The following is a 26,996-nucleotide window of genomic DNA, read 5'->3' on the forward strand; positions in this document are numbered from 1 at the left end:
TGACCCCATCTTTTTTTACCATAAATCGGTCTAACCTGCTTCAGCTAGGGGTTTTGACGGGGTTGTCACCCCGTCAGCCAAAAGGCTCATAACGGGACGGAAAAACTAAAAAATCTGCTGCTTTCATCCAGTCGAGGACATCTTGATGGCATCACATCCGTTTATTTACCTGTGCCAAATATTTTTTTTGTGGTAGTAAGAATGTTTCGGGCTGAAAAATACATCAAAGCCACTAAAGGAATCACCAAAATCACTACGAAATACCAAGGAATACCTGCATAGATAAAAGAGTTAACCCAGAGATTTATCGTGCTGCTGGCATATTCATTAGCTTCAGAAGATGTATCTTGGATTCTGATAATTGGTCCATGGGTTAGCATCCGAAAAATATTACCAAATCCCGCCTTCAACATATCTATTGATTGGCTATTTCCCCAACTCCAAATAAATACTTTATCACCAATTAAACCGCGCTGTGTGGCATACTCCATCCGAAAGTGCCAATTAGAAATAATTGATGATAACCCTAGAATAAAACCAAAAGTTCCTAGAATTATGGAAGTAAGTTTTAAAAGTTTGTCTCTCAGTACATACTCAATATTGACCGCAAATGGTAAAAATATTAAAGGCAAAATAGTAATGTAGTGCCTTGGCCCCCATCCCCAAGCGCCATACCAACTTCTTAATCTACTGTGAAGTAGAAACCATAGTATTGTTAAAGCACCAATGTATATGGCTTCTTTCTGATGTTCTTGATAAAATTTCTTAAACAGGAATGCAGACAAAATTAGTAAAGGTGCATAAATCAATAGACTTTTCCCTGGGCTAATGAGTATACCTGCTATTCCTACAAAAATATTTCCGTCTAAAGCGTTATTGTGTGCATATACTGCTGTTTGTACAGGCGATTTATAAAATATTCCTGTTCTAAGATAGTTATACCAACATTGCCACGCGATAAAAGGTAACAATGTTAATCCTGCTAAGAACAATCCCTGAATGCGTGTTGCTAATGTTGAGCGATAAACGATTAACAAATAAGCACAAGTTACTAGGATGGCTAATATCATGGATATACGAGTGATAAAAGCGAATCCTAGGCAAATAAAACAACCAACTAAATACTGGGGTGTATTTTTATGCCGATATGTTAATAGGAGAAAAAAAGATACTGTCAACAGTGTGGCACAGAGTACACCGTCATATAAGTTGCGAGAATAAGTCCAAAAATATGTGGTCAGTGCCAGACATAATGTTGCTAAAAAGCTGGGTATTTTTGCTACCAAAAATCTAGTATACAATATCGCAAAGAAGGTTGTGGCTGTAATTGCTGAATAAACACCGGCTTGAAAAGATAAAATAAAATTTTGTAGTAATACTATTTTATCTAGACTGACAAATCTAGATAAAACATTTTCTAGCATCACATTTATCAATGCTGTTGGTAGTATGAAAAGAGTGTTGCCAATTTCATGAGACCCATAAGCTTTGCCATTAGGTGCCAATTGAAATACTCCTGACGGTAACTTATCAAAACCTAACTGTCCGTGTTTAACTATTTGAACTGCGACTTTGTAATGGGATACACCTTCAGAAGTATCAAATCCACTATTACTTAGAGCAAATAAAGCCCAGAAAAAAATAAAGACGTTGAAGTGTATTTGATGTTCGCAATAAATTTGACGACCAACTTGAATTAATTTTTTCATTTTCCTTTGCCTACGAGCGCGAATTTACGAAAATTCATGTAGTCTGTTCTGACAGGACTTTTTTCCTGAATTAGAATGACAATTAAACAGATTTAGTGAAAGTGATAGCTGAAATTACACTTAACATTAACCCCTCCCCCAACCAGTGGGCCATACTGCAATACAATAAAATAAAGATGTCAAATGGGTTCTGTAAATAATTATATATAAGAACATTTTATCTTCAAATATACCATAAATTTTCCCAAGTTGTTTAAGGTAGAGATAAGGTTTATGTACCCATTCCCCGGCAATTTTATCCCACCATCTAGGCGGATGTGGTAGTGTATAAACCTTGAGACACCACTATCCCGAAAGCCATACTCCTAAAACATCAGTATGTAAACTATCACCTATTACTACTACTTGTTTATGGTTAAGTTGTATATAAGCAATTGCCTGGTAAATGCAGAAGGAAAAGTTTTTTGGGGCTGGACTAATCGCCTGAATGTTTAGACTATGAAACCAATATTTAACTCGATAATGTCGTTTCCCATTTGAGAGAATAAACAAATGCAACCATGCAAATTTTGTCTGTGTAATCCAATCCTCTGGACCCGGAGATAAATATACTGGTCATCTTCAGAGATGATCGTGTCGTCTAGATCGAGAATGATTCCTTTAATTCCAGATTCTCTCAAGCAGTTAATCTCAATTTGAGCTAGTAGATCTGCTCCGTGTGCCAATGTAGGAAGTTGTCTTTTGATTCCTATCTGGCGTAACTTTAGCAACAAATTCTTTAAATTTCCCATTTCCCTATTCCCAAAATGTTGATTTTGAAATTTTTAGTCGATTAGTGATTGATGTTTTAGCCACAAAATCGTAAAGCAGGTGAGAACCCAACCGATAACCGTGAGTAGTATTGGCACGTCTTTTAAGAGAACTTCTTCAGGTCTTTCACTGCTACCTCCTTGCTCAATATTAGTATCACTGTTAAGAGAAATTTCCTGGGGTTCGCTTAGTAGTTGATAGCGAAAAATGCCATAGAGTAAAAATGGTATTGTCAGTAGCATCCAAGAAGTGGATGCTCCACGCATATAGGGGCCTGAACTCCAAAGTGCATAGGTTACAATTGTACTAGAAGTAACAACGTTTTCCATGCTATTCAACATTGGTAAGGAGTAGCGTTGGAGGACAGAACGAGGTGTGCTACCTTTGAGTTGTGTCAATCGCAGTTCTGCTTTGCGCTTCTCAATCCCTAAAAACAATGCTAGCATTGCTGTGCAGAGTAGAAACCAAGATGATAAAACTACACCTGTAGCTGCTGCACCACCAAAGGCTCTGAGAACAAATCCGGTGGCGATTGCGCCAATGTCCAAAATCACCATCCGTTTAAGTCGAAGATTATAAGCAACTTGCAATAAGGCATAAGCGGTAATGCTTGCACCTAACTGAGGAGTCCTTAACCAGCTAAGAGTCAAAGCGCTACCTAATAGCAAAACAGCCATCCCTATCGCGACGGGAATGCTAACTAAGCCGGATGCGATCGGTCGCTGACTTTTGACGGGATGTTGACGATCGGCTTCGATATCGACAAGATCATTAATTAAGTAGAAACTACTAGACGCTCCACAAAATAATGCAAAAGCCAACAGGCTACCTAGTAATGATTGTAAATTGATGCTAAAGGCAAACAAAGGTGCAGCAAAGACAATGAGATTTTTTGTCCATTGCCTTGGACGCAAAGCCTTCAAGTAGGCTAGTTTTCCTGGTAATAATAAAACATGATTTTTTGTAGACATACTCTTTGGGAATTTTATTGTTTAACATTATGATAAAAGTGTATTTTTTGAATTTCCGGCTTCATATTCTCGAACAAAAAATTCTTTTGTTTGATAGTTGAGAGCACTAAAATATATTTGCCTTTGTCTCTGATTTGTCATGGGTACTTCTATTCTTACCTTAGTCTTTCCCCAAACATATCCACAGACATCTCCCCACAGTAGATGACATTCATCAATCATACACAAGACAAGTTTTCCAGCTTCTATCTTGTCTCGTTTTTCTGCCGAAATTCTCTCTATTTCTATCTTTTTTGTTTCTACCAATTAAGGATTTTTTTGTTATTTTATTGAGTTTCATTCCAGCTAATCTTTGCTTCATCAAGTAATTAATGTATAATAAGTTTGATTTGAAGCGAGCATCATACTTGTCTTCTATATATTCTCGAAACTCCTGTAGGCTTAAATACACTTGAGGATCTAAGTAATTAATAATCTCCCGGCGTTGCGCTTGACTGAGATAGGCTTTTGACCCTTGATACTTCAGTTTTAATTCTTCAACTCCATTTTCGATAAATTTCATTTTGCATTGACTGATAAATGTTGCTGATACATTTAATATTTTTTGTATTTTAGAACAAGGCATCCCCTCAATCCACATCATTAACTCTCAAAGCTCACTTCATTTGTATCGGAGCGGGGTTGCTATCTATAAAATCATTTAACTCTTTTAAATGTTGTTGCTCACACATATTGTTTTTTTTATTAATATTCCCTATGCAAGTATTATACTCCACAACCATTATAAATTATAAAATTTTGTGAATCATTTAGGATTCCTATATAGTCCTGGACGCTGGGAGCCAAGAAACCGGGTTTTTTACCGAATCTGCGATGATCTAACGAAGTATTTTCGTAAAAAACCCGGTTTCGAGGAGTCGGATTGCATCGATCGCTGACATATCTAAACGATCGCCCCCACCCTCCAAATCCATCAAAAGCCCCCTATCGCAATATGTCATCAAATCCTGACATTCGCTTCACCACCGATCCCCCTACTCCCCAAAATGTCAAGATTCCCTGACAATCTGATCCCCAAAATCACGAAAATGCGTATAAGTACCCAGGATTGAGGGAAAAGACCCCTTGACCCGATCGCAAGTTGTCTGCAACATTAAGTCATGACAAAGCGATCCCAAAGAAATGCTTGAATTAAGCAGGCCTGGGAGTCGAATAGCGCGTGTGCTGCTAGCACAGCGTTGCTAGCAGCACCGGTCGCACTCACAAAGTCGATCTTGTCAATCAAGAATCGACAGATAAAGCTTTATTTAGATCGGACGGTGCGCGCAGAAGCCAATAAGTCCAAACCCTCGATCGCATGGGGGACAAGACAAGCTAAAAACAAGCAAGGCTTCAAAGGTTGGAGAGATTTGGAAGCTCGATAATATGTGGATTTAAAAGAGTTTCTAACTCAAAAAGTCAACACACTTGTGTTGAAAGAAAAAATCTAACCCGCCATCCCAAATTAGTGGAGAACGAACTCATGGCAAAAGAACGCCCACCATTAGAAGAGATGACTTTGCGACAACTCCGCAGAGTTGCTAGCGAATGTGGAGTCTCTCGCTACAGCCGGATGCGGAAATCGCAACTCCTGGCATCAATTCAAGAAATTCAGCGCACCAAATTTTCCTACAGCCCATCTCGCAAACTAGAGGCACAAGAAGCAGTGGAAGCAGCAAAGTTTGAACTCGGTCAAGAAGATAGAACAGGCGGTTCTTTGTCGTCTGTAGACGAAGGTTTAGCAGATTTGCCCAACGGCTACGGCGAAAGCCGGGTGGTTTTAATGCCCCGCGATCCTGAATGGGCCTACACTTACTGGGACATTCCCAACGATCGCAAAGAAGAAATGCGCCGCCAAGGAGGACAGCAACTCGCCCTGCGGATCTACGACGTTACAGATGTTAACCTCGACACTCAAAGCCCGCACAGTATTCAAGAATATCCCTGCGACGAACTGGCACGGGAATGGTATGTGCCAATCCCCGTGAGCGATCGGGACTACGCGATCGACATCGGCTACCGCTGTGCAGATGGTCGCTGGCTGGTATTAGCCCGATCTGCCCAAGTCCGCGTTCCTCCCGTCTATCCCAGCGACTGGATTGAAGATCAATTCATCACCCTCGACTGGGAAGAAGAGTTGCAAGGCAAAACTTTCGCCGAACTGGTTCCTCCGGCAAAGAAAATGGCACAAGCAGCCAATGGCTTTGGTTTCAGCACCGAAAATGCTATCTACGAACAAATCTTCGGCATGGCAGAATCTGCCGAATCCATGCGCGTAGCGGGTTCTATCTTCGGTTCCATGCCGCACGTCGCCGGTTCGGTCCAGCAAGTCGGCATCCACGAACAAGCCCTCAGTTCCTACGTGTTCCCCTCCGGCGTCGGAATGTGGGCGGCTCCCACCATGTCCGGCCTTACCGCGTCAGGTGTCGGTATGTCCGGCCTCACCATGTCAGGTGTCGGTATGTCCGGTCTCACAATGTCCGGTTTCGGTATGTCGGGTGTCGGTATGTCGGGAGTTGGCTTTGCCGCCCCGATGCGCCCTCGCCAGTTCTGGTTAGTTGCGGATGCCGAACTGATCGTCTACGGCGCCACCGAACCCGACGCTACCGTCTACGTAGGCGGACAGCCGATTAAACTCAATGCTGACGGCACTTTCCGCTTCCAGATGTCCTTCCAAGACGGCTTAATCGACTATCCGATTTTTGCAGTAGCAGCAGACGGCGAACAAAACCGCGCCATCCACTTGAAATTCAACCGCGAAACCCCAGAACGGCGCACCAATACCAAGCAGGATGCCGTTGTGGAATGGTTGGGCTAATCCCAAAGCTCGATCGAGCGGCGGGCGATCGTGCAGGTTTGTGCCAATTTTTGAACCATCACAAGGCATAGCCTCAGCCGATCGTGATTTGTTAAGGTTAATCCCAGACAACAACCCATAACACCCCCTATACACCGTTCTCCTGTTTTGAGGAGCGGTGTTTTTTGTGTTTAGAAGGAAGAAGGAAGAAGGAAGAATTATTTATTTAAATGTTCTCAATATACTTGAATTGCATAAATCTTTGATTGAAGGATCAACCGTAGATTACAGGCAGATAAATACAGATAAACGCAGATAATCTCAAGATAGTTGATGATTTTTGTAATAGGTTTAATATCTATCTGTAGATAGATGTTGATTTAACTCGCCATCTAATCAGTTCAATCAAAATTTGCACTTTTGACTCAAGCATTATTAAGTAAGCTAAAGTTTACTTAAACTTTTATTGCATAAACTCGGTAAATCCAGCGAAACAAAAGAAAGCGAGTTATGAGAGAAATAAGGCGATCGCAGCGCCATTTCTCAAAAGCAAATGCAAAACATAAATTCCCCGCAGCAACGAAGCCAGAAGCGTCCCCGTCTTTTAGCCTTATTCGCTGCCACATTAACCGCCGTCTTGCTTTTATTTATTCTGCCGGCACTGACTCAACAGCCAGTCGTGCTCACCATGTTAATGCAAGGCCAAGACATTGTTAACTGGAAACCCTTTGTCAAAGAATTTGAACAGAAAAACCCCGACATTCGCATCAACCTCATAGAAGGGCCTTTTGACACCAACCTCATAGAAAATCTTTATACATCTGCCTTTCTTTTAGGCGAATCGCCCTACGACATCATCAACATGGATATTGTCTGGGTTCCCAAATTTGCAGCCGCAGGTTGGGTAAGCGATTTGACAGACAGAATTCCCCCGGAACAACTTTCCAAATTCATCCAAGGTAACGTCGAAGGCGGGCGGTATCGAGGCAAACTTTACCGAATTCCCCACGCTTCCGATGCCGGAATGCTTTATTACCGCAAAGACATTTTAGAACAAGCGAAAATTCCAGCCCCGAAAACCTTTGAAGAGATGGTAAAAATCTCTCACAACTTGCAGAAACAGGGAAAAGCTACTTGGGGTTATCTGTGGCAAGGCAAACAATACGAGGGAGTATCTGCGATGTTTGTCGAAGTGCTCTCCGGTTTTGGTGGCTTCTGGGCCAACCCTCAAACTTTTGAAGTTGGGTTAGATAAACCGGAGGCAATTAAAGCAGTGGAATTTCTCAAAAATACGATCGCCTCCGGCATCTCTCCTCCGGGTGTCACCACCTACGGAGAAGAAGAAACCCGGCTGTTGTTTCAAAATGGCAAAGCGCTGTTTTTGCGAAACTGGCCGTATGTTTGGAAGCTGGCAAATGCCGAAGGATCGAATGTTAGAGGCAAAATTGCGATCGAGCCAATGCTCAGCAGTACCGGTAAAACAGGCGGTTCCTGCTTGGGCGGCTGGGGCTGGGGAATTGCCAAAACCTCAAAACATCCAGAACAAGCGTGGAAAGCAATTCAGTACCTTACTAGCGAGGAAACCCAGCGCAAATTTATTTTACAAACCGGTTTAATTCCCAGTTACAAATCACTATTTACCAACAAAGAAATAGTCGCAAAATATCCCCACTACCCGCAACTGCTAAAAGTAGTGGAACGGCCAGCTTTGCGCCCGCCCCTGGCACAATACGCTCAAGCTTCTGATATTTTGCAGCGTTATTTGAGTTCAGCTTTTACCGGGAGAATCAGTGCAGAACAAGCAATGAAAGCAGCAGCTAACGAAACGCGCAATTTATTAGGCAGTTTGAAACAACCCCAAACTTCATAAATTTGACCTCTTGCCTCTGTCAGAAACAGGCAAGATGCCTGTGAAGCGAAGAGTGATTTTTTTTATTGTGGGACGGGCATCTTGCCCGCCCGAACAGGCTTTCGGGCCTGTTCCACAAAAAGTTAATTCAATTGTGGGGCATTGCTTTTAGCCCGCCCAAAAATAAATTAAAGGTGAAAATTATGCAATTAGACAAGATGCGACAGCGCGAACAAACAACCGGATGGATATTAGTAGCACCAGCTTTGATAATTCTGCTGCTAGTATTTGCTTACCCAATATTGCGCGCTTTTTGGCTGAGTTTATTCACCCAAAACCTCGGTACTGAATTAAAACTGGTTTTTTCTGGTTTTGCTAACTACAGTCGAATGTTAGGCGACGGGCGTTTCTGGCAAACTTTAGGCAACACCACAGTATTTACAGTCGTCTCTGTTTTGGTGGAATTAATTCTCGGTATGGGCATTGCCTTAGTCTTAAATCAATCTTTCACAGGGCGCGGCATTGTTCGCACAATTTCTCTCCTACCTTGGGCATTGCCCACTGCATTGATGGGAGTAGCTTGGGCGTGGATTTTTAACGACCAATACGGCGTAATTAACGACATTTTGAGGCGATTAGGATTGATTCAAAATAGCATTAGCTGGCTGGGAGATCCGACTTTGGCAATGATGGCAGTGATTACAGCAGATGTGTGGAAAACTACGCCCTTTGTCAGCTTGCTTTTGCTAGCGGGATTGCAATCAATTCCCGGTGATTTGTACGAAGCCCACGCGATTGACGGCGCCAGTAGCTGGCAGAGTTTCCGTCAAGTTACTGTGCCCCTGCTGATGCCCCAAATTGTGATTGCTTTGCTGTTTCGATTTGCCCAGTCTTTCGGCATTTTTGACTTGATTCAGGTGATGACGGGAGGGGGACCGGCGGGGGCAACGGAGACGGTTTCTATCTACATTTACAGCACGGTAATGAGGTATTTAGACTTTGGGTACGGGGCGGCTTTGGTGGTTTGTACTTTTTTGCTGTTAGTGGCAGCAGTTGCGATCGCCGCTTACCTGTTATCGAGAGCCCGCATCAATGCAGCCGGAGGAAACTAAGACGATTTTACATTTTGGATTTTGGATTTTAGATAACCCACAGTTGCACATTTATTTGATTGGTATAAATTATGTCGATAGCCCGCGAACAACCCACGAAAAAAACCTTTAACATCCGGCAATTAATCTTGCCAATCTCAGCGCTCTTAATTGTCGCCTATTTCCTCGCACCTATTATCTGGCAGGTGCTAACTTCTTTCAAAGTAAATGCAGATATTTCGGCGATTCCCAACATCTACATTCCCAAACGAATTACTTTCGAGCATTACCTGTCGCTGTTCCAGCGCCGCCCGTTTGCCCTTTATATTTTAAATAGCGCTTTTGTTTCCATTACTTCAACATTGCTGTGTTTAGCAGTAGGCGCTCCCGCAGCTTACGCTTTAGCCCGGTTGCGGTTGTGGGGCGAGAGAATAATTCTGGCAACTGTGACGATTGTAACGCTATTTCCGGCAGTTCTGCTATTTTTGGGACTGCTGGAAATTGTCAAAGCTTTGGATTTAGGCAATAATTATTTAGCATTAATTATTCCTTACACAGCGATCAATCTGCCCTTGACAATTTTGGTAATGCGGAGTTTCTTTCAACAGTTGCCCAAAGATTTGGAAGATGCGGCTAAAGTAGACGGATACAACACTTTCCAAATGCTGTGGCAAATCGTGCTACCGATGACATTTCCCGCGTTAGTCACAACGGGAATTTTGACATTTATTTCAGCTTGGAACGAGTTTATTTTTGCACTAACATTTATGACTCGCGAATCTCTAAAAACAATCCCAGTCGCCACGGCTCAACTCAGCGGGGTGTCAGTATTTGAGATTCCTTACGGCCCGATCGCCGCAGCCACCGTTTTGGGAACTTTGCCCTTAGTTTTGCTGGTTTTAGTGTTCCAGCGGCGCATTGTTCAGGGTTTAACTGCGGGGGCTGTAAAAGGATAAATCGATTTTAGATTTTAGATTTTAGATTTTAGATTGAACTGGTTCCTGGGTTCTGGCTGGGAACGAGTCAAACAAGACAGTCAACAGTCAACAGTCAACACTTTAAAAATCATGGCAAAATTGCAACTAAAAAACCTCAATAAAACCTACAGCCCTAAAGTAGTTCCCGTAAAAGACATTAGTTTGGATGTCAGCGAAGGAGAATTTCTAACCTTGCTGGGGCCGTCGGGGTGTGGCAAATCTACGACACTGCGGTTAATTGCAGGGTTAGAACAGCCAACTAGGGGCGAGATTAGAATTGGCGATCGCGATGTCACTTATCTCAGACCGGGCGATCGCGATATTGCAATGGTTTTTCAAAGTTACGCGCTTTATCCGCACATGACAGTATACGAGAATATGGCATCGAGCCTCAAACTTCGCAAAATCTCCTCCAGCGACATCAATCGGTTAGTGACAGAAGTTGCAGCATCCCTAGGATTGACGGAATTAATCGATCGCAAACCCGGCAAATTATCAGGCGGACAGCGGCAGCGAGTCGCCCTCGGCCGAGCATTAGTGCGCCAACCGGAAGTATTTTTGCTCGACGAACCTTTGAGCAATCTCGACGCATTATTGCGGGAAAAAGTTAGGGCAGAACTCAAACAATTATTTTCCTCCCAAAAAGCTCCTGTAGTTTACGTCACTCACGACCAAACCGAAGCAATGACGCTTTCTACAAAAGTCGCAGTTCTTAACAGCGGCAACGTTCAGCAACTAGACCCGCCACACTTAATTTATACCCGTCCTGCCAATCAGTTTGTAGCCGGTTTTGTGGGTAGCCCGCAAATGAATTTGCTAGTGCTTAAATGCCAGGGAAATTTTGCTCAGTTGGGCGATTTTCGAGTTCGACTACCAAATATGCCGACTGTGCCCCCAGAAATTGTGTTAGGAATTCGCCCGGAACACGTCGGCTTTGCAGATGCAGAGGCCGGTAAGATGTCGGCCACAGAGGCAATTAAAGGTGAGGTTTTTTTAGTGGAAAACTTGGGAATGCAAAATTTAGTTAGCGTCCGAGTTAAAGGTTTGGAGTCAGTAACGGTGCGGGCTTTGCTGCCAAATGACCGCCACTGGAATTCCGAAATTGTAGAGCTGGTTTTTCCGCCTCAGTTGCTGCACTGGTTTGACGTAAAAACGGGCGATCGCTTGCAATAAGAATTTGCTTTGCAGAGCAGGATTGATTAAAAATTGTCTAACCCTGTGCTGAAAAATATTTTTTTTTCTTCTAACTAAGTTATGACTTTAGTTAGAGGTAGAACTATTTGGCTGCTGTTAAGGTGATATTCATGTGTGAAAAAGCTAATTGGCTGACACATAGGTGGCGTGTCTACCAGATTTTATCGCTAACCTATAACTCTATTTAGGTGGTTAATCGGAAGTTAAAGCTAAGTTGGCTTTACCTCGCATTAGCTGCTGATTTTGGAGCGAGTCAATTAGATGAAAAAATGTTGAAAATTATCACCAATCAACTTAGGGAGTATTACTGAGATGAATTTGATTTCCACAGCCATTGCTCGCATCAGTTCCCTGCTTAAGGGCTTTCAAATTAAGAGTTTTTTGAGTGTTGTCCTAGTCGGTTTTCTGGTGCTGACAACCACTGTTGATTCGGGACGCACTAACAAAGGTTTTGCCACGCAAGCAAGCTCAAAATCTGAGCTCAACAATCCTGAAAGACCCCAAACCACGCGCGAATGGAGGCAAGAAGCTCGCGAAACCTCAGACTCTCCCGGCGATCGAGCTCAGAAGATTGGCCAAGAGGCAGGAGCAGCCGTGAAAGAGATGGGGGAGATGTATCAAGACACTGCTAAGAGAAGTATCCGCGAATTAAAGGATTAGTAGCTCCACCTAAAAAATATAACACTGAGAAACCTGATTGCTTTCGGGGGGCAGCCAAGAGTGCTCGCCCTTCCGGGTTTCTGAACACATGGAAAGTTTGACGTTTAAATAAGTTGAGCTACTTAATACGACAGACGCAATCAAGTAGGCGAGCATACATAAACTAGAACAGATGCTCAAAAACCCAGTTTCACCTGAGAAACTGGGTTTTTGAGTTGGAAGTCTTTTCTGTTAAATTAAATCAAATTCGCGTTAAAAGCCCGTTGCTCAAACTCGGTGGTTAAAACTGAGATATTGCAGTATTCTCAATCATCCTTTCAAGGGCACGCTAGAAACAACGGCCCACAATATAGAAGTTCCACGTAATTCCTGATGAATAAACATTTTAACAGTCTTTGCTTGACCGGCCTGCTGTTCATCCTGCCTGTTTCTCCGGCAACAATTGCCCGCGCTCAACTTCCCGAAACTTCGGATATTAATGCCCAGCAAACAAATCTCCTCAAAGATGAACTCTATTTTGGCTTAACAAAACCGGGAGGCGAGACAATTTCTGAATCAGAATGGCAGGAGTTTGTCACAGCAGTTATTACCCCTCGCTTTCGGGAAGGGCTAACCGTATTAGACGGCTCCGGGCAGTTTCTCAACAGAGCGGGTATTCTGATTAGAGAAAACACTAAAATAGTTATTTTAATTTATGAAAGTAGTCCTGAAAAAAATCAAGCTATTAATGAAATTATCGAAACTTACAAGCGCACTTTCCTGCAAGAGTCTGTGCTGCGGGCAACCAGCGAAGTTAAGGTTTCTTTCTGATGTGGTCATCCAATCAGCGTATTTATGATATTATCCGTGGTAATCAAGGTCATATCCTCAAAGATAATTAGGGTGCGGTGCAAGAAAATTCATAAGTTGTGGGTATCGATCGCCAACTGCAAAAAATCGCTAGAAAAACCTGCCCGGGAGAAAACAAAAACATGATGAACGACGGCAACCAAAAAGCTGAAGCGCCTGAAACCCAGGAGTCACAAAATTTGTCCGGCATGGCGAAAGCTTTTCTTGTGAGCGTGGCTTGGTCTTACGCAGAGGCATTGGAGCGAATGAAACGATCGCGAAATCCACAGCAACCCGCGCCGGAATCTCCGACAGAACAAGTCGAACCCGATCCTGAAAAAAATTAATGAAAGACTATTAATGCGATCGATTTGACAAACTATCTGAGGGTGCGATCGAACGCAATAGTCAGTTAGCTGTTTTGAGTTAAAAACAATCAACTCAGAACAGCGAACTGTGCAGCTTTAGCCGGATTTGTAGGGGATTTTACAAGAAAAAAAACTGAAAGCCCCGTGACCCTTCAACAAGCTCAGGAAAAGCTTTAGTCCGGGGATGACAGCGGCGTTGCAGGTGCGAACCTCAACTTATATCTATGCCTAAAAGAAATTTAAACTAAACAAAGTACGGTTTTACCGCTACAGTGTACAAAACAAATAACCAATTTTTAGATCGGTCTCATGTCTAATTCAAAAATGATTGGTAAAGCGATCGCAGGTGGCCTTTGCTTCGGCATCCTCGCCAGCTTCACCGCTTCACACGGCCCCGCATCCGCAGCAGCACCAATAATTGCCCAAGAAACAGCAGCCCCGGCCGCTAGCAGCATCGACCAGCAACTCCTAGGTCAATGGCAAGGCACAGTCCCCTCCGGTCAGTCTTTCACCTTCGTCTTTGCCCCAGAAGGCAAATTGTTTCTCATGGCTAAAGGCCCCGACGGAGCCGCCCGCGCCAAAGAAATGAGGTACAAAGTTAATCTCGGTGAAAAACCGATGCACCTTGATGTCGGCCTCAGCAGCACAGAAACCGTTGAGACTGTTTTTGAGTTGACTCCCGAAGGTCAAATGCGCCTTCAGTTGCAAGGCACTAATCCCGGACAGGCGAGACCTAATTCCTTAAACGAACAGGCAACCGTGTTTAAAAAGGTCTCCGAGGCCACTGCACTGCCTGCTGACACTCAAATCATTGGTTTTTGAGGAAAATTACTCGCAGGCAGAAGGCACTCCAGTAGTTCTGAGTTTTGAGTTTTAAGTTATAAACCATTTAAAATTCAAAACTCATCCACGGCGAAGCGTTGCGAAGAATGTTAGCTTTCGCCATCTGTTATGCAAAGCCATCTTAAAATCTTCCTACTGCCTTCTGCCTTCAGCAGGCCCTGCTACAATCCACTTAATCTCCATTTAACTGCCATAGACCTCCATGAGTGAAACCGTCCTAGAAGTTCGCAACCTGCGGGTTCAATTTCAATCTGCGGACGCAGGCGATGCGTCTGCAACCGTCAAAGCGGTTGACGGCATTTCGTTTGAGGTCAAGCGAGGGCAAACTCTGGGCATCGTGGGAGAGTCGGGATCGGGAAAATCGGTAACATCCCTCGCTGTTATGGGTTTGCTGTCGAGTTCGTCAACGAAAATCGACGGCGAAATTTGGTTTTATTCGACAAAAGACGGCGCTAGCAATGGGCCTGTGAATCTGCTGGAAATGCCGGACAGGGAAAAACAAACATACCGGGGCAGCCAGATTGCGACGATTTTTCAAGAGCCGATGAGTTCGCTAAATCCCGTTTATACGATCGGATTTCAACTCACAGAAGCCATTTGTTTGCACCAACAGGTATCGCAGACAGAAGCGCGGCGTCAAGCCGCTTCTCTGCTGCAAGAAGTGAAACTGCTACCGGGCGACGATGAGATCAGGCAGCGGTGTTTGGCTTTGCGGCAAGAGCACTCCCGGACTGCTGCGGGGAATCAAGCAGTTATGGAGGACGATCGCGATTTGATGCAGCTCGTCAACGGCCAAAAACAAGCTATGCTCGATCGCTATCCCCACGAACTCTCAGGCGGCCAAATCCAGCGCGTGATGATTGCAATGGCCATTTCTTGCAATCCAACTTTATTAATTGCTGATGAACCGACAACGGCTTTGGACGTAACCGTGCAGGCAACAATCTTAGCTTTGCTGCGGGAGTTGCGAGACTCTAGAGGCATGGCAATGATTTTTATTACCCACGATTTGGGCGTCATTGCGGAAATTGGCGATACGGTGGCGGTGATGTACCGAGGCAAGATTGTTGAGTGCGGTGCGATCGAACAAATTTTCAGCAATCCCCAACATCCTTACACAAAAGGTTTATTAGCTTGCCGCCCAACTCTCGATCGGCAAAGGCGCCGCTTGCCGACAGTTTCCGATTTTATGGATGTCACCACAAATGCTAGCGGCGAATTAGTAATTGTCGAGAAAAATGCCGATGTAGACGGCGACAGCAGCGGGGGAAATCCCGCTTTTACAACCGGAAAACCGCCTCGGCTGCCGCATATTTCCGGGCCTTTACTGGCTGTTAATAACTTGCGAGTCGGTTTTCCGGTGCAGGGAATGTTTGGCGAAACCAAACGCTTATTTATGGCGGTCAACGATATTTCTTTTGAGGTTTATCCAGGCGAGACTTTGGGTTTGGTGGGCGAGTCAGGCTGCGGCAAATCTACTTTGGCGAGAGCTTTGCTGCAATTAATTCCGATAGCCAGCGGTAAAGTGTTTTTTGAAGGTCAAGAAATTACGCCTCCTGCCAAAAGTAGTTCGGCATCGCAGTGGATGGGTAATTATCGGATGAAAAAAGAGTACGATCGCAAATTGCGGTGGCTGCGGCGCGATCTGCAAATTATTTTTCAAGACCCTTTTAGTTCTCTCGATCCGCGCCTAAATGTTGGGGATGCGGTGATGGAGCCGATGGTGATTCACCGCTTTGGTAAGAACCAGAAAGAACAGCGCGAGCGCGCGGCTTATTTGTTGGATAGAGTGGGTTTAAATCCCGATTTTATGCGGCGCTACCCTCACGAGTTTTCGGGCGGACAGCGGCAGCGAATTTGTATTGCTAGAGCTTTGGCTTTGAATCCTAAGTTTATTATTTGCGATGAGTCGGTTTCAGCATTAGATGTGTCGGTGCAGGCGCAAGTTTTAAATTTGCTGAAGGAGTTGCAAACAGAGTTTGGACTGACTTATATTTTTATTTCTCACGATTTGAGCGTGGTTAAGTTTATGAGCGATCGCGCGATCGTCATGAACAAAGGTAAAATCGAGGAAATTGGCACTGCTGAGCGCATTTACCGCCAACCGCAGCAAGCTTACACGCGGCAACTCATAGCTTCTATTCCAGCAGGGAATTTGGAGCGAATTCGGCAACAGCAACTAGGTCGCCCAGCTTGGCCCCCATCGCCTGCAGATGAATCGAAACACGTTTGAGCTTTAGGCTTTTAAACTGGTATCAATTACCAATTACTAATTAGCCATTACGCGCAAACATATCGGGCTACGAAAAACTGCTACGAAGTTTTTTTCATTTTATCTTCAAAAATTAGCAGTTTACCTTGATTTTAATTTCATAATTTATGGTCAAATTCTACCTGCTTGAACTTAACTAACATTCCGGGTTTTTCAACCCACAGCCAAGGCGCTCCACGCAGTATTTTCCTACATCAAACCCTGTTATTTCTAGACGCACAAAGTGGAGTATAACACGCTACTCTAACACAGTAATCAGCTTCAGGCTCCGCCTACATAATTAGCTTATGCACCCAGGAGTGCGAGTTTCAGAGTCCAGAACTAGCTAAATTAGGCCAAATGTCCAATGACTAACAACAATATGTCGCGTAGTATTATAAGTAAACTCTCTCGAGGAGTCGGAAAAATTATAAAATGGGTACCCAAGCTAAAAAGAGATTGGTTGCTACTTCCGTAAATACACTTAATTATCGCCTCGTATTGCGTAAATTTACGTAATTATCGAATACTAGAACTCGCCACATAGGAAATATTTATAATATTTAAACATCTTTATTGTAATTTTTAAATCAGCACAACTCAAAGTAACTCTAGATTAAAAGAATGAAACATTCAGTTCAACTAGAAGAATTCAAAAGCACTAAATTGGTGAAATTGCTGCAAGTGTTGTGGACAAAAATTACGGCAGCAGTCACCACAATACAAAAATCAGAATCTAGAAAGCAGTATGAAAAAAAAATGTGCCTAGCGACGATCGCCCCTGGCAGTGTATTCTCAATTTTGATAATTGTACTGCTTCTCTTAAACGGGTGGCTCGTAGCTAACAGCGGTGATAATTTCTACGATAGCCAACTCGCCCTGGGATTTTTGGCAATTGCAAATATTGTCTTTTTAGCGGTATCGGCCCGCTCAAACGCCTCTGCTGTCGTAGCCCAAAACGATCGCCCCTCCAGCCCACCTAACGCGGGCGATCGCTTTTTTAGCCTCTCGCTAGATCTGCTGTGCGTCCTTAGTTTTGACGGTTATGTAACACTGATCAACCCAGCAGCAGAAAAAATACTCGGCTATTCCCCAGGAGAAATGATTGGCCAACTCTTCCTCGAATTCGTGCATCCAGACGATCGCGAAGCTACTTTAAAAGAAGCTGAAAGTCTTGCTGCGGGGAATAATACCGTTGGGTTTGAAAACCGCTGGCGCTGTCGGAACGGTTCTTACAAGTGGATAGCCTGGACTGGTAGCCGTTTCTGGGAGGAAGAATTGATGTATGGTGTCGGCCGCGACATTACCGCTCAAAAACAAGCAGAAGCAGCGCTGCAAGAGAGTCAGCATTTTGTTGAGCGAATTGCCAATACCAGTCCGAATCTTCTCTTTGTTTACGATGAAAGCGAGCAGCGAAATGTCTACAGCAACCGCGAAATCAGTGACATCCTCGGCTATACCGCCGAAGAAGTTGAAAACATGGGCAGCAATCTACTGCCCACCATCATCCACCCTGACGACTTAGCTAAATTTCCCGGATATTTTCAGCAATTAGAAAATGCTCCCGACGGCGAAGTTATTGAGTACGAATATCGGGTGCGCGACAAACATAATTGTTGGCACTGGTTAGTCAGCCGGAATATTGTATTTAGCAGAACAGAGGAGGGAAAAATTAAGCAGCGTCTCGGTGCTGCTACGGACATTACAGAGCGCAAAATAGCAGAACAAGCTTTAGCAGAACAATTGAAACTTTCTTTATTCACAGCAGATGTGGGAATTGTTCTAACTCAAAACCAGGGTTTGCGTACAACTTTGCAATATTGCGCCGATGCAGTTGTGCGCCATTTGGATGTTGCCTTTGCTCGGATTTGGACATTGAATGAAGACGGAAATGTATTGCAACTGCAAGCAAGCGCGGGGATATATACTCATATTGACGGCGCTCACAGCCGCATTGCTGTCGGCGAGTTCAAGATTGGTTTAATCGCCCTGGAGCGACAACCTCACATCACTAATTGTGTGAAAGAAGATCCCCGAATCCAGGACAAAAAATGGGCCTCACGAGAAGGAATGGTGGCTTTTGCTGGATATCCGCTAATTGTTGACAATCAGTTGCTGGGAGTAATCGCGATGTTTGCTCGCCAGGAGTTGAACGAATCAATGCTGATTGCTTTGGCGTCAAGTGCCGATACGATCGCCCTGGGAATTAAGCGCAAACAAACAGAAGAAGCTCTCGCCAGACAACAGCAAACTTTGAGGGCAATTATTGACAACGCTCCGATCTGGGTATGACTGACAAATGCTAGCGGGCGGATGTTATTAATTAACAAAACTTTCTGCGAAGATGTGGTTATACCTGAATCAAGTTTTTTAGCAGCATCTCACTATTCCGAAGTTTTGGGATTAGAAGCATCTGCTACGTGCATGGAATCTGACGCGCAAGCGTGGAGCCAGGATATTCCCTGTTATGCTGAAGAAGCGATGCAGCTTGCTGATGGTAAAAAACATTATTTGGAGACAATTAAAACTAAGGTCAAAGATGATTTTGGAAACGCGATCGGCTTAATCGGTTTGGGTTTAGACGTTACAAAACAAAAAGAATCTCAAAGACAGTTGCAAAAGTCGGAAGCGAGATTCCGCAAATTAGCGGAGCAGGAAGCGCTGCTGAATCAGCTAGCTAGCAATATCCGCGAATCTCTGGATTTAGGTACTATTTTAGCAACAACTGTGCAGCAAATTCGCGACTTGCTGCAAGTCGATCGCTGTGTGTTTATCTGGTATTTGCCCGACGCTTCGCCACCTGCTTGGGATGTCGTCCACGAATCTAAAAATGATGATTTATTCTCGCTTTTGGGTTATTACCCGGCTGACATAAGGGGTACGCTGCCGCAAAAAATCGCTAAGTTGGAAGTTTATCAAATAGATGATGTTGCAACTTTCAGCGATCCAGTAGAAAGGGAATTCTTTTTGCAGGTTGGTTGCAAGTCTGTTTTGGATTTGCCGATTAAAAGTGCCGGAGGTTTAACTGGTGTTGTTAGCTGCGTTTCTTGCAGGGAGGTTCGCAAGTGGACAAAAGAGGAAGTGGAGTTAATGGAGGCAATTGGCGATCAATTGGCGATCGCCATCAGTCAATCTGAACTTTACACTAAAAGCGTCGATTCAGCTCGGATAGCACAAGAACAAGCTGCAAAACTCGAAGTAACTCTGTGCGAACTCCAGCAAGCTCAAACTCAACTCGTGCAGGCAGAAAAAATGTCTAGTCTCGGTCAGATGGTAGCAGGGATAGCCCACGAAATCAATAACCCAGTCAGCTTTATTTTCGGCAATCTTACCTACACAGAAGAATACACTAGAAACCTGATGAAACTGCTGCAAATGTATCGAGATGAATACCCGGAACCTTCTCCAGCGATTCAGGAGGAAATAGAAGTTTTAGAGCTGGATTTTGTGCTAGACGACTTGCCGAAAATGCTGTCTTCTATGCAGGTGGGAGCTACTCGCATCCGGGATATCGTGCGTAGTTTGCGGAATTTCTCTCGCCTCGATGAATCTGACATGAAAAAGGTTAACATTCACGAAGGCATCGACAGCACATTGATGATTTTAGAACACCGTCTGAAATTTCAGCCCGATAGCGTAGGGGGTACGGAGTCTCATCGCCCAGCAATTCAAGTCATTAAAGAATACGGACAACTGCCACGGGTGGAGTGCTACGCCGGACTCTTGAATCAGGTGTTTATGAATATTATCGCTAACGCTATTGACGTGTTACAAGAAAAGCTCGAAAATCCGGGAATTATCCGCATTCGTACAGAGGTAGAAGGTACTCTCGCTGTGATTAAAATTGCTGATAACGGTGCAGGTATCACCGATCGAGTCAAGCAACGGATATTTGACCCCTTCTATACTACCAAACGCATCGGTTCAGGAACGGGAATGGGTTTAGCGATTTCGCATTCAATTATTGTCGAAAAACATAAAGGTGAAATTAAGTGTTTATCGGTGGTGGGGAAAGGCACTGAATTTATAATCGAGATTCCGATTAAAAGGGCATAAACTTAATTTTTTCAGCAAAAATACTAAGAATCGTCAGTTGGAAAACCCGATTTTCTTGTACTAATCTTAAGACGGACGCACCCGAGAAGCTACAACTAGATAAAAGTTATTTTATCATAAATTTGTCTGTGCGTATTGCCCACCCTCCAACTAAAATTGATATGATATTAAAAATCTCAAATCTCAAATCTCAAATCTCAAATGGCATTACCTCCCGGCAGTTTCGGTTTACCCCTAATTGGCGATACTATCAACTTTTTGCAAGATTCCCAATTCGCCAAAAAACGCCACCAGCAGTACGGGCCCCTTTTCAAAACCAGCCTTTTCGGACAGCCTACCGTGTTTATGCGTGGCCAAGAGGCTAAGTTGTTTGTTTTAAGCAATGACAACCGATATTTTGTTGTGACTTGGCCTCCCAGCACGAGAGCGCTTTTAGGGTCCCTTTCCTTGGCATTACAAACGGGTGCTAACCACCAAAATCGGCGCAAGTTGCTGTACCAAGCGTTTCAGCCGCGAGCGCTGGCTGGCTACATCGGCGGGATGGAAGATATCACTCAGCGCTATTTGGAAAAATGGGTCAAAATGGAAACCATGACTTGGTATCCTGAACTGAGAAATTATACTTTTGATGTGGCGGGTAAGTTGTTGGTTGGGATTGATAATGGTGCGGAAACGGCGCTAGGACATTATTTTGAAACTTGGTGTAATGGTTTATTTTCGATTCCTTTAGATGTGCCTTGGACTCAGTTTGGCAAGGCGAAAAAGTGCCGCAAGCTGCTGTTGGCAGAACTTGAAAATATTATTCGAGACAGACAACAAGGAACCCCTAGCGGCAATGATGCTTTGAGTTTGCTGATTTCGGCTCGCGATGAAGAGGGAAATAGTTTGAGTTTGGAGGAGTTAAAAGATCAAGTGCTGTTGCTGCTGTTTGCGGGACACGAAACTTTAACTTCGGCGATCGCCTCTTTTTGTCTTCTCCTAGCCCAACATCCCGATGTGATGGCAAAAGTCCGCACCGAACAGCAGCAGTTCCCCGCTACGGAACCCCTAACCTTGGAACAACTCAAACAAATGACCTATTTAGAACAGGTGCTGCAAGAAGTGCTGCGTTTAGTTCCACCAGTGGGAGGTATTTTTCGGACAGTCATTAATGCTTGTGAGTTCGGCGGCTATGAAATTCCAAAGGGTTGGACTGTGCTTTCTCAAATTAATCAAACCCATCAGGATAGTCAACTTTATCCTGAACCCGATCGCTTCGATCCCGATCGATTTAACTCCGAGCGATCGGCTAAACCTTTCAGTTACGTGCCTTTTGGTGGAGGTTTGCGGGAATGTTTGGGCAAAGAATTTGCCCGGTTAGAGATGAAGTTGTTTGCGGCCAAGATTGTTCGGGAGTTTGAATGGGAGCTTTTACCAGATCAAGATTTGCATTTGATCGCAGTACCGACTCCGCATCCCCGCGACGGTTTGCGAGTAAAATTTCGTCGAACAACAATGAAATAAGTAGAAGCTTCTGTTCTACACCCTCCTGATTTTTCTCTTCTTCAGAACAGGCAAGATGCCTGTGAAGCGAGAGATGAATTTTATTGTGGGGAGTAGGGGTTGGGCTTCTAGCCCGCCCTGAAAGCCTGATTGATAATGGTGCAAGATCTCAGCCTCAATCAACATCCAATTGCATCGGCCCCAAATACTTAGTTAAATAAGGAGAAAAAACCTCATAAATCAGAGTCAATGGCTTCCCGTGATGCCAAAACAAATAGTGTCGCCCCCAAAAAGGCCCCGACTCTTCAAACGCTGATTCCAAAGCAGCCGAATTACCGCAATAAATGCCCTGAACATCGCGATACAATTCTGTCCGCAGTCTCGCTAAACTTGCCCAAATTGGCAAAGATTTATTTTGTAAATATTCGTCTACGTGGCTGGCTTCCCACCAAGAAGTTGCATAGGCTAAACGCTGTCCAGAAGCTGTTCGCAGCCACACTTGGCGGCGCAGGCGCGGCCCCGGAACCGCGACAATTTGCTGGGGCGCGCCGTCTGCGTCTTCACCCACTAAAGACATATCGATCACATCTACTTCTGTGGGTTCCCCTGTCAGCAGTTGCAGGTGACGGGTAGGGGAACCGTCGCCCAGGAGCAGTATTTGCCACGCCGGTGCGAGCTTGGTGTGGGGCAAACCCTTCTGTACTGCGTCTTCTGCTCCTTGCCACAGGGGGTTGAGAGCGTGCCAGGTGCGGCTGTTTTTGGGTGTAAATGTTGCAGTCAAGGGTCTTTACAAAACTTAATTTTTTGTTTATTATAACGCTTCTTCAATTATCCACTCAAAAATTAAAAATTGATCGACCGAGGACGATCGCCCATAGGATGTCCGGTTAAATAGTTATAATACTTCTGTTCGGGATTTTTATTCTTCCTTCTTCCTTCTTCCTTCCACTATATGTTACGAATAACCGAAATAAAACTCCCCCTCGATCATCCTGAAGATGCGATCGGCAGTGCGATTGTCAAAAAGCTGCAAATTCCCCCCGAAGAATTGCTCGGCTATTCCATCTTCAAGCGCAGCTACGATGCTCGTAAAAAACCCGAAATTTTCCTTGTCTATATTGTGGATGTGGAGACGACACAGGAAAAGCAACTTTTGGCGCGCTTCAAAAAAGATCCTCATGTGATGGTAACGCCAGACACGAGTTATCGCTATGTAGCCAAAGCCTCCAGCAATTTGACGATTCGCCCCATTGTGATTGGTACAGGGCCGTGCGGTATGTTGGCAGGTCTCATGCTGGCACAAATGGGGTTTCGCCCCATCCTTTTAGAACGCGGAAAAGCAGTGCGCGATCGCACGGTTGATACCTTTGGATTTTGGAAGAAAAAAGTAGAATTCAACCCTGAATCTAACGCCCAGTTTGGCGAAGGTGGTGCGGGTACTTTTTCCGATGGCAAACTCTACAGCCAAGTTAAAGATCCTCAGCATTATGGACGCAAGGTGCTGACGGAACTTGTGAATGCGGGAGCTTCACCAGAAATTTTATATATTAATAAACCGCATATTGGCACGTTCAAACTGGTGGGAATTGTCCAAAGTCTCCGCGCCCAAATTGAATCATTAGGCGGAGAAATTAGGTTTCAAAGTCGTGTAGAAGATATCCACATCGAAAATGGAAAAGTGCAGGGACTTACCCTCGCCAGCGGAGAATATATTGCTAGTAATTATATAGTTCTGGCGGTGGGACACAGCGCCCGCGATACTTTTGAAATGTTGTTTTCGCGCGGGGTTTACATCGAAGCAAAACCTTTTTCTATTGGTTTTCGGGTGGAACATCCCCAAACTATTATCGATCGCTGTCGTTTTGGCGATCGGGCCGGCCATAAGCTTTTGGGTGCCGCCGATTACAAACTGGTTCACCATTGCCAAAACAATCGTTCTGTGTATAGTTTCTGTATGTGTCCCGGTGGTTTGGTAGTGGCAGCTGCGTCCGAACCGGGGCGACTTGTTACTAATGGGATGAGTCAATATTCTCGCAATGAACGCAATGCTAACAGCGGGATTGTGGTGGGTATCACGCCAGAGGATTATCCGGGTCATCCCTTAGCCGGAATTGAGTTTCAACGTCGCCTAGAAGAACGGGCATTTGAGTTAGGAGGTGGCACTTACAACGCCCCTGGGCAGCTTGTGGGTGATTTTTTGGCGAATCGCCCTTCCACGGCGCTAGGCAGTGTGCAGCCGTCTTATACGCCGGGAGTTGTGATGACTGATTTGAGCGAAAGTTTGCCAGATTATGCGATCGCAGCTATCCGCGAAGCACTTCCGGCTTTTGACAAACAGATTAAAGGATTTGGGATGGATGATGCGGTTTTAACTGGGGTGGAAACGCGCACTTCTTCACCAATTCGGATTAAACGCAAGGAAGATTATCAAAGTTTGAATACAGAAGGCCTTTATCCTGCTGGGGAAGGTGCAGGATATGCGGGTGGAATTCTGTCGGCGGGGATTGATGGGATTAAGGTGGCAGAGGCGGTTGCTTTGAGTATTTTGCAATCTTCAAACCACAAAATTTGAGGCTGGATTTGAGGATTTTTAGACGATTTGAAGATTGCCGTCAACCGTCAACTGTCAACTGTTCAAACAGCAGCTAAACGCGATCGAATTTCCGTATCGGTATACTCCGGCGTCCAGCCTTCTTTGGTAGTAAAATAGCGCACCGCTTTAATTTTCTGGGCTGCTGTCAAATAAAACCAGTGTTCTGTATTCGCCGGCACGTTGATAAATTCTTCCGGCTGCACTGTGAGTTCGACTTGGCTGCCGTCGGGCCGCACGAAGCCGAAAATGCCCTCGCCTGCTACGATATAGCGGACTTCATCATCGGCGTGGATGTGGCACTTGTTGAATTTCGACAGCATGATGTCGAGGTTGGGAATGTCTGGGTGCAGTACGATTAAGTCCCGATCCTGATAGCCTGCACTTTCCGACAACTGTTGAAAGTAGCCGTCGAGGGCTTGCAGCACTTGCTCTTTTTGATTGTCGTCAAGAGCATCTTTCGCTAACAAATTTTGAATTTCAGCGCTATCACCCACGGGCCAGCGGTTGAGTTGAATGTTTAAGGAAGCGAGTTCTCGGGTAATGTCGCTTTGTTGAGTGTAGGTTGTACCGTTTTCGAGTCGCAGGATAGCCATTTTTGCACGTTCCAATTTTTGGGTGAGGCGATAGACAGGCACTGTGAAAGATGTTTCTCGATCGCGCCTGTACCAGATTCACAATTTTAACGCTAATTTGAACAGGCAAGGTGCCTGTTCCACAATAGTTTAATGATTTGAACAGGCAAGATGCCTGTTCTACAATAGTTCCAGATTTGTCGCGATAAGATTAATAAGTCAGCCACCAGCTAGCACCCGCAGCGATCGGCAATACTGATATCTTAACTGTAATTTTTGCAACAACCATGCCTACTTATACGGAAATTTCTAGCGAAGCATTTCAGCATCCGCTCGATCGCCAAGCTGAGCAAGCGCTGCGAAGCGTGCCTGGATTTGACTTAATTGCCAGCAAATTTGTAGAATTTGTCTACGAACGACCGCAATTCGTTTACCTCATGGGAAATAGCATTCAAGTCGGGCCCCGCCAATATGCAAGCATTTATCATATATTCCGGGAGTGCGTGCAGGCTTTAGATATTTTTCCAGAACCGGGTTTGTTTGTTTCTCAGAATCCCTCGGTTAACAGCGATGCCCTGGGAAAAAACCAGCCTTATGTAGTATTAAACACTGGTCTTTTAGACTTGTTGGACGAGGCGGAACTGCGGGTAGTCTTGGCTCACGAGTTGGGACACATTAAATGCGGCCATCCAACTTTAAATCAAATGGCGATGTGGGCGATGAGCGTCGCATCGACAATTGGCGAGATGACTTTCGGTTTGGGAAATATGGTCGGTAGCGGTTTAATTTTCGCTTTTTACGAGTGGCGGCGCAAGGCTGAATTGTCGGCAGACCGGGCGGCTTTGTTGGTAACGGATGACTTAAACAGTGTGATGAAGACGATGATGCAACTGGCGGGGGTTAGCAGTAAATATGCCGATCAATGCAGTTTGCAAGAATTTATCCGCCAGTCTGACAACTATCAAGAGCTCGATCGAGACAATCTCAACCAAGTGTATAAGTTTTTACTTTACAACGGCGGCCAGGGCGTGATGCTGAGTCACCCTTTCCCCGTGGAACGCCTGCGCTATTTGCGAGACTGGGCCAGTTCCGAGGAATACCGCCAAATTAAGCTGGGGAACTACAAGCGGGCTGTAGCTGAGGGTGCGGTTGATGTGAAGTCCCAAACGCCTAACAGCGAGACGGAGGCTTTGCGCCGTCAGATTGAAGAGTTACAGCGGGAGATCGAGAGGCAAAAATCAAAGCGAAACTAAGTTTAAATTCCTCGTTTCCAGGCTGTGCCTGGGAACCAGCTAAATGTTTTGTTGAAGATTTACCGGATTTGAGGGAGGGGTAAACGTAAAAGGGAGGTAAACCAGTGAGAGACTTACTCGCAACTGGCCTCCAATCTAAAAACTGTCCCCTCCTTTCGGAAATCTGTTTCTGAGGAGGTGTAGTTTAAATCAAGAGAAGCTTATAAATCAACGGGGCTAAAAAAAATGAATATTGATAACGCAATGAATACTAACAAGCCAACTTCTAATTTTTTCGGCAATGTGGGGAAAGTCGCGATGGCTCTGACTCTTCTAGCCGCCGGCATGGCATTTACAAATCCTGGGAGAGACAAATACCTAACTTATGCTTCCGGCGTACTCCAAACCGAGTTGGAAAGCACTGTGTGCAAAGATTCTCGCGTGCCTAAAGCTTTGAGCGGTGTTGCAGATACTTTGATCGGCAGTTGCAAGAATTTGCTGACTTCGCAGCGGGACACGATCGAAAGCTTGCTCGACAATACAACGCAGCGTCAAAATTTAGGTGTAGTCAGTATTTACACAACTGAATTAGGCAAAAAAAGCTATCAAACGGTTGGAGCTTTTGGTAATTTTGTGACGCTGCCACCTAGTTCTGAAAATGCTCAAAATTAGAC

At 44.7% G+C, this 26,996-nt stretch carries 22 protein-coding genes; 16 read left to right on the forward strand and 6 right to left on the reverse strand.

Features of this window, described 5'->3' with window-relative positions; translation table 11 throughout:
• Positions 1-161 precede the first annotated feature (161 nt).
• The 3 genes from QUA45_RS01225 to QUA45_RS01235 all read right to left on the reverse strand — a co-directional run bounded on the left by QUA45_RS01225 (position 162) and on the right by QUA45_RS01235 (position 4,133).
• Positions 162-1,709 carry a glycosyltransferase family 39 protein gene (locus QUA45_RS01225; RefSeq protein WP_333097953.1) on the reverse strand — a complete coding sequence of 516 codons (1,548 nt, stop codon included), beginning with the start codon at positions 1,707-1,709 and terminating at the stop codon, positions 162-164.
• A gap of 824 nt (positions 1,710-2,533) precedes the next feature.
• Positions 2,534-3,490, reverse strand: coding sequence for a decaprenyl-phosphate phosphoribosyltransferase (locus QUA45_RS01230; protein ID WP_333219009.1), 957 nt, complete (start codon positions 3,488-3,490; stop codon positions 2,534-2,536).
• Positions 3,491-3,704: 214 nt separating this feature from the next.
• A complete protein-coding gene (locus QUA45_RS01235; protein WP_333219011.1) occupies positions 3,705-4,133 on the reverse strand; it encodes a hypothetical protein in 429 nt (142 codons plus the stop codon).
• 879 nt (positions 4,134-5,012) lie between these two features.
• On the opposite strand from QUA45_RS01235, the gene QUA45_RS01240 reads away from it, so the two are divergent.
• Positions 5,013-6,347, forward strand: coding sequence for a DUF4912 domain-containing protein (locus QUA45_RS01240; protein ID WP_333219013.1), 1,335 nt, complete (start codon positions 5,013-5,015; stop codon positions 6,345-6,347).
• On the opposite strand, the gene QUA45_RS01245 is transcribed toward QUA45_RS01240, so the two are convergent.
• A complete protein-coding gene (locus tag QUA45_RS01245; RefSeq protein WP_333219015.1) occupies positions 6,344-6,466 on the reverse strand; it encodes a hypothetical protein in 123 nt (40 codons plus the stop codon). The genes QUA45_RS01240 and QUA45_RS01245 overlap by 4 nt on opposite strands.
• A 413-nt stretch (positions 6,467-6,879) precedes the next feature.
• Here QUA45_RS01245 and QUA45_RS01250 point away from each other — a divergent pair, with 413 nt between their 5' ends.
• The 12 genes from QUA45_RS01250 to QUA45_RS01305 all read left to right on the forward strand — a co-directional run bounded on the left by QUA45_RS01250 (position 6,880) and on the right by QUA45_RS01305 (position 21,946).
• Complete coding sequence (locus tag QUA45_RS01250) at positions 6,880-8,196, forward strand: ABC transporter substrate-binding protein (RefSeq protein WP_333219017.1); 1,317 nt, start codon at positions 6,880-6,882, stop codon at positions 8,194-8,196.
• Between the two features lie 182 nt (positions 8,197-8,378).
• On the forward strand, positions 8,379-9,287 hold the full coding sequence (locus tag QUA45_RS01255) for a sugar ABC transporter permease (protein WP_333150049.1): 909 nt from the start codon (positions 8,379-8,381) through the stop codon (positions 9,285-9,287).
• A 71-nt stretch (positions 9,288-9,358) separates the two neighbouring features.
• Positions 9,359-10,222, forward strand: a complete 864-nt coding sequence (locus QUA45_RS01260) for a carbohydrate ABC transporter permease (protein ID WP_333097940.1) — start codon at positions 9,359-9,361, stop codon at positions 10,220-10,222.
• 111 nt (positions 10,223-10,333) lie between these two features.
• Entirely contained in the window at positions 10,334-11,416 is a 1,083-nt protein-coding gene (locus QUA45_RS01265) for an ABC transporter ATP-binding protein (RefSeq protein WP_333097957.1), read from the forward strand.
• A gap of 333 nt (positions 11,417-11,749) precedes the next feature.
• Positions 11,750-12,097 (forward strand): hypothetical protein, encoded by a 348-nt coding sequence (locus QUA45_RS01270; RefSeq protein ID WP_333097938.1) that lies wholly within the window; start codon positions 11,750-11,752, stop codon positions 12,095-12,097.
• 372 nt (positions 12,098-12,469) lie between these two features.
• Complete coding sequence (locus QUA45_RS01275) at positions 12,470-12,907, forward strand: DUF3574 domain-containing protein (protein ID WP_333097937.1); 438 nt, start codon at positions 12,470-12,472, stop codon at positions 12,905-12,907.
• A 98-nt stretch (positions 12,908-13,005) separates the two neighbouring features.
• Positions 13,006-13,272 (forward strand): hypothetical protein, encoded by a 267-nt coding sequence (locus QUA45_RS01280; RefSeq protein WP_333097936.1) that lies wholly within the window; start codon positions 13,006-13,008, stop codon positions 13,270-13,272.
• 330 nt (positions 13,273-13,602) lie between these two features.
• Positions 13,603-14,115, forward strand: a complete 513-nt coding sequence (locus tag QUA45_RS01285; protein WP_333097935.1) for a hypothetical protein — start codon at positions 13,603-13,605, stop codon at positions 14,113-14,115.
• 223 nt (positions 14,116-14,338) lie between these two features.
• Positions 14,339-16,369, forward strand: a complete 2,031-nt coding sequence (locus QUA45_RS01290) for an ABC transporter ATP-binding protein (protein ID WP_333097934.1) — start codon at positions 14,339-14,341, stop codon at positions 16,367-16,369.
• 642 nt (positions 16,370-17,011) lie between these two features.
• Entirely contained in the window at positions 17,012-18,679 is a 1,668-nt protein-coding gene (locus tag QUA45_RS01295) for a PAS domain S-box protein (protein WP_333219019.1), read from the forward strand.
• Positions 18,680-20,443 (forward strand): ATP-binding protein, encoded by a 1,764-nt coding sequence (locus QUA45_RS01300; protein WP_333219097.1) that lies wholly within the window; start codon positions 18,680-18,682, stop codon positions 20,441-20,443.
• A 201-nt stretch (positions 20,444-20,644) separates the two neighbouring features.
• Positions 20,645-21,946, forward strand: coding sequence for a cytochrome P450 (locus QUA45_RS01305; RefSeq protein WP_333097930.1), 1,302 nt, complete (start codon positions 20,645-20,647; stop codon positions 21,944-21,946).
• Positions 21,947-22,100: 154 nt separating this feature from the next.
• On the opposite strand, the gene QUA45_RS01310 is transcribed toward QUA45_RS01305, so the two are convergent.
• Complete coding sequence (locus QUA45_RS01310; RefSeq protein WP_333072653.1) at positions 22,101-22,706, reverse strand: chorismate lyase; 606 nt, start codon at positions 22,704-22,706, stop codon at positions 22,101-22,103.
• A 171-nt stretch (positions 22,707-22,877) separates the two neighbouring features.
• On the opposite strand from QUA45_RS01310, the gene QUA45_RS01315 reads away from it, so the two are divergent.
• Positions 22,878-24,497: an NAD(P)/FAD-dependent oxidoreductase gene (locus QUA45_RS01315; protein WP_333219021.1), complete on the forward strand. Its 1,620-nt coding sequence runs from the start codon at positions 22,878-22,880 to the stop codon at positions 24,495-24,497.
• A 62-nt stretch (positions 24,498-24,559) separates the two neighbouring features.
• On the opposite strand, the gene QUA45_RS01320 is transcribed toward QUA45_RS01315, so the two are convergent.
• Positions 24,560-25,111, reverse strand: a complete 552-nt coding sequence (locus QUA45_RS01320) for an acireductone dioxygenase (protein ID WP_333097927.1) — start codon at positions 25,109-25,111, stop codon at positions 24,560-24,562.
• Positions 25,112-25,377: 266 nt separating this feature from the next.
• On the opposite strand from QUA45_RS01320, the gene QUA45_RS01325 reads away from it, so the two are divergent.
• Together QUA45_RS01325 and QUA45_RS01330 are read left to right on the forward strand one after the other, a co-directional pair.
• Positions 25,378-26,343: a M48 family metallopeptidase gene (locus QUA45_RS01325; RefSeq protein ID WP_333097925.1), complete on the forward strand. Its 966-nt coding sequence runs from the start codon at positions 25,378-25,380 to the stop codon at positions 26,341-26,343.
• Between the two features lie 225 nt (positions 26,344-26,568).
• A complete protein-coding gene (locus QUA45_RS01330; RefSeq protein ID WP_333097924.1) occupies positions 26,569-26,994 on the forward strand; it encodes a DUF4359 domain-containing protein in 426 nt (141 codons plus the stop codon).
• Positions 26,995-26,996: the final 2 nt, after the last annotated feature.

Origin of the sequence: Microcoleus sp. Pol12A5 (genome assembly GCF_036701435.1) — a bacterium.
Taxonomy (GTDB): Bacteria; Cyanobacteriota; Cyanobacteriia; order Cyanobacteriales; family Microcoleaceae; genus Microcoleus.